This window comes from Pseudomonas sp. YL2 (assembly GCF_023063025.1).
GTDB classification, from domain to species: Bacteria; Pseudomonadota; Gammaproteobacteria; order Pseudomonadales; family Pseudomonadaceae; genus Aquipseudomonas; species Aquipseudomonas putida_A.
This window is the reverse complement of the sequence record NZ_JAJSLU010000001.1, coordinates 494,051-497,414: the sequence shown is the minus strand read 5'-3', so window position 1 is coordinate 497,414 and position 3,364 is coordinate 494,051. Positions and strand designations below refer to the sequence as shown.

Here is a 3,364-nt window from a genome sequence, read left to right as displayed (position 1 = left end):
GGGGGGGGGGGGCTCGCCCGGGAGGGCCCCGTCCCGCCCACCCCAACGGGAGATTGAACCCCGGCTTCCCCGCGCACCCCCCCTCCCACATTGGGTTTTGCGTGATGTTTAAGCGATTTTCTCGAACTTCAGATCCCACACGCCATGCCCAAGACGTTCGCCGCGGCGTTCGAACTTGGTGATCGGCCGTTCGGCCGGGCGCGGTACGCATTTGCCGTCTTCGGCGAGGTTGCGGTAGCCCGGGGCGACGTTCATCACTTCCAGCATGTACTCGGCGTACGGCTCCCAGTCGGTGGCCATGTGCAGGATGCCGCCAACCTTCAGCTTGCTGCGCACCAGTTCGGCGAAGGACGCCTGAACGATACGACGCTTGTGGTGACGGCTCTTGTGCCATGGATCCGGGAAGAACAGCATCAGGCGATCGAGGCTGTTGTCGGCGATGCAGCGGTTGAGCACTTCAATCGCGTCGCAATCGTAGACCCGCAGGTTGGTCAGGCCCTGAGTCAGCACGCCGTTGAGCAGCGCGCCGACACCCGGACGGTGCACTTCCACACCGATGAAGTCCTGATCCGGTGCCGCCGCGGCCATTTCCAGCAGCGAGTGGCCCATGCCGAAACCGATCTCCAGCGAGCGCGGCGCCGAACGGCCGAACACCTGATCGTAATCCACCGGCGCGTCGGCCAGCGGCAGCACGTACAGCGGCGCGCCCTGGTCCAGACCCCGTTGCTGGCCTTCGGTCATGCGCCCGGCGCGCATCACGAAACTCTTGATGCGGCGGTGTTGGCGCTCGTCGCCCTCTTCCGTCTGGATAGGCGTGTCGTTCGATTCAGTCATCAATGGCTCTTACTTGATCAGACCATCCAGCGGCGAAGAGGCGCTGGCATAGAGTTTTTTCGGCATGCGGCCGGCGAGGTAGGCCAAGCGGCCTGCGACGATCGCGTGTTGCATGGCTTGGGCCATCATCACCGGTTGCTGAGCATGGGCGATGGCCGAGTTCATCAGCACCGCGTCACAGCCCAGTTCCATGGCGATGGTGGCGTCGGAGGCGGTACCGACACCGGCATCCACCAGCACCGGAATCTTGGCTTCTTCGAGGATGATCTGCAGGTTGTACGGGTTGCAGATCCCCAGACCGGAACCGATCAGACCGGCCAGCGGCATGACCGCGATGCAGCCGATTTCCGCCAGTTGCCGGGCGATGATCGGGTCATCACTGGTGTAAACCATCACGTCGAAGCCTTCCTTGACCAGCGTTTCGGCGGCCTTGAGGGTTTCGATCACGTTGGGGAACAGGGTTTTCTGGTCGGCCAGCACTTCCAGCTTCACCAGGTTGTGACCATCGAGCAGCTCACGGGCCAGGCGGCAGGTGCGCACGGCCTCGATAGCGTCGTAGCAACCGGCGGTGTTCGGCAGGAAGGTGTAGCGATCCGGCGACAGCACTTCGAGCAGGTTCGGCTCGCCTTCGATCTGGCCGAGGTTGGTACGGCGCACGGCGAAGGTGACGATCTCGGCACCCGAGGCTTCGATGGCCTGACGGGTTTCTTCCATGTCACGGTACTTGCCGGTACCGACCAGCAAACGCGACTGGTAAGTTCGACCGGCCAGAACAAAAGGCTTGTCGCTGCGAACGATGCTCATGGGGAATCCTCTTTAGGGGTGAGGGTCTTGCAGAATTCTGTGCCCTTGCGGGCCGGCGATCAGCCGCCGCCGATGGCGTGCACCACTTCGACGTTGTCGCCGTCGTTCAGGATGGTGTCGGCATGCTGGCTGCGCGGGACGATATCCAGATTGAGTTCGACTGCCACCCGGCGACCGGTCAGGTCCATACGGGCAATCAGGGCCGCAACGGTTTCACCGTCGGGCAGTTCAAGGGATTCGCCGTTCAACTGAATGCGCATGCGCCTGGCCGCCATCATTTTTAGGGGGTGGCATTCTAGCCCGATCATGACCTAAAGGTCAGCACCAAGCGTCAAGCGGTTTACTGCAGGCGCCAGGCGGCAAGTCCAAGACACAGCCAGCCAACCAGAAACGCCAGACCGCCGAACGGAGTGATGATGCCGAGCTTGCTGATGCCGGTGGTGGTCAGCACATACAGACTGCCCGAGAACAACAGGATGCCGACGGCGAACGAGATACCAGCCCAGGTCACCAGCCGCCCCTGAATCTGCGTGGCCAGCAGCGCCACACCGAACAGCGCCAGGGTGTGCACCAATTGATAGGTCACGCCAGTGTGGAAAATCGCCAGATACTCGGGGGTCAGGCGGCTCTTCAGGCCATGCGCGGCGAAGGCGCCCAGGCCCACACCGGTAAAACCAAAGAAAGCGGCCAGCATCAGAAAGCCACGCAGCATGTGGAACTCCAGTCAGACTCGTTCGGCAGGGTCTGTATAATGGCCCGCTCTATCGGTTCGGCCAAGCCATCTCTATGCTGCGTTCACTTTTGCGTCGTCTCACGAAGGCCCTGCTCTGGTTCGCGGGCGGCAGTGTATTGCTGGTGTTGCTGTTTCGCTTCGTGCCACCGCCGGGCACGGCGCTGATGGTCGAGCGCAAGATCGAATCCTGGGTCGACGGCGAGCCGATTGACCTGCAGCGCACCTGGAAACCGTGGGACGAAATCTCCGACGATCTCAAGGTCGCGGTCATGGCCGGCGAAGACCAGAAGTTTCCCGAGCACTGGGGTTTTGACTTCGGCGCGATTCAGGCTGCGCTGGCCCACAACGAACTCGGCGGTTCGATTCGCGGTGCCAGCACCTTGAGCCAACAAGTGTCGAAGAACCTGTTTCTGTGGTCCGGTCGCAGCTATCTGCGCAAAGGCCTGGAAGCATGGTTTACCGCACTGATCGAGGTGTTGTGGCCCAAGCAGCGGATTCTTGAGGTTTACCTGAACAGCGTCGAGTGGGATGACGGGGTGTTTGGTGCCGAAGCCGCAGCACGTCATCACTTTGGTGTGAGCGCCAAGTCACTGTCGCGGCAGCAGGCGAGTTATCTGGCGGCGGTGCTGCCTAATCCGCGCGTGTGGAGCGCCAGCCATCCGACGGCTTATGTGTCGCGCCGGGCCGGGTGGATTCGCCAGCAGATGAGCCAGTTGGGCGGGACCAGCTATCTGCTGGGGCTTGATGATTCGCGTCGGGCGCCTTGGGCTGAATAACGCTGAAGCCCCCTGTAGGAGTGAGCCTGCTCGCGATAGCGTCATGTCAGTCACAATAAATGTGGCAGGAAGACCGCTATCGCGAGCAGGCTCACTCCTACAGGGATTTGTGTTGAAACAGAAATAAAAACGCGCCCGACATCGCTGTTTGGGGGGGGTTTTTTTGCCCGGGCGCCCGGTTGGCGGGGGTCGGGCACCTGTGGGTGTTTTTCTCGCT

5 protein-coding genes are annotated in these 3,364 nt (G+C 61.9%); 1 reads left to right on the top strand and 4 read right to left on the bottom strand.

All coding sequences use genetic code 11. The features are described 5' to 3' along the window. Window positions 1-108 precede the first annotated feature (108 nt). From trmB to LVD08_RS02260, 4 genes are all read right to left on the bottom strand, one after another. The gene (gene trmB / locus LVD08_RS02275) at window positions 109-834 is read right to left on the bottom strand and encodes a tRNA (guanosine(46)-N7)-methyltransferase TrmB (RefSeq protein ID WP_027610572.1); all 726 of its coding nucleotides are present in this window, start codon (window positions 832-834) and stop codon (window positions 109-111) included. A 9-nt stretch (window positions 835-843) separates the two neighbouring features. After that, window positions 844-1,638, bottom strand: coding sequence for a thiazole synthase (locus tag LVD08_RS02270; RefSeq protein ID WP_007964131.1), 795 nt, complete (start codon window positions 1,636-1,638; stop codon window positions 844-846). 59 nt (window positions 1,639-1,697) lie between these two features. After that, window positions 1,698-1,898, bottom strand: coding sequence for a sulfur carrier protein ThiS (thiS, locus tag LVD08_RS02265; protein WP_167734067.1), 201 nt, complete (start codon window positions 1,896-1,898; stop codon window positions 1,698-1,700). An 80-nt stretch (window positions 1,899-1,978) separates the two neighbouring features. Further along, window positions 1,979-2,350: a DUF423 domain-containing protein gene (locus tag LVD08_RS02260; protein ID WP_003229144.1), complete on the bottom strand. Its 372-nt coding sequence runs from the start codon at window positions 2,348-2,350 to the stop codon at window positions 1,979-1,981. A 74-nt stretch (window positions 2,351-2,424) separates the two neighbouring features. On the opposite strand from LVD08_RS02260, the gene mtgA reads away from it, so the two are divergent. Then, window positions 2,425-3,147 carry a monofunctional biosynthetic peptidoglycan transglycosylase gene (gene mtgA, locus LVD08_RS02255; RefSeq protein ID WP_134784878.1) on the top strand — a complete coding sequence of 241 codons (723 nt, stop codon included), beginning with the start codon at window positions 2,425-2,427 and terminating at the stop codon, window positions 3,145-3,147. The last annotated feature ends 217 nt before the right edge of the window (window positions 3,148-3,364 follow it).